General features: G+C 47.1%; 1 protein-coding gene. It reads right to left on the bottom strand.

Going from position 1 to position 429, the window contains the following annotated elements; translation table 11 throughout:
- Window positions 1-109: 109 nt before the first annotated feature.
- Window positions 110-429, bottom strand: a 320-nt coding sequence (locus tag HMPREF2794_RS29155) for a hypothetical protein (protein WP_168166631.1), incomplete at its 5' end; no start/stop codon positions are given.

Below are 429 nucleotides of genomic sequence, written 5' to 3'. Positions count from 1 at the left end.
TTTTCCCGATGTCTCCCCAAGACGTTCAACCACTTCTTCCGTGTCATCAATCACCCGTGTAGCTTCTTCGGCTGCATCGGTTGCTGCGTGTAGCGGAGACGTGATCCTGTCAACCAGTTCCAATATCCATTGAGTCACTTGCATTGTCTTTTGAGAATAATCGGTTTACAACTTTAGCGAATGCATTGTGCATTACTATTTCAAATTCTTCCAACTCCGTTTTCCGCAACATGCGGTATTCGGCATAGAGCCGGAGCCATTCATCTTCGTCCAGTTTGTCCGGGATGTCAAAGCCATATACTTTTTTCAGGATGGCATCTATTCCCTCGACAAGACCGAACGCTGATGAATATTCCTCTATGCTTTGCTGATAAAAGCCGCCTGTCCGGCGATCAGTTGTCCGATGGCGGTCAGGACTGAAGTATAGAC

The sequence above is a fragment of the Bacteroides sp. HMSC067B03 genome, from assembly GCF_001811315.1.
In the GTDB taxonomy this organism is placed as follows: domain Bacteria; phylum Bacteroidota; class Bacteroidia; order Bacteroidales; family Bacteroidaceae; genus Bacteroides; species Bacteroides faecis.
The sequence above is the reverse complement of the archived record's forward strand: the minus strand, read 5'-3'. Positions and strand labels throughout refer to the sequence as shown.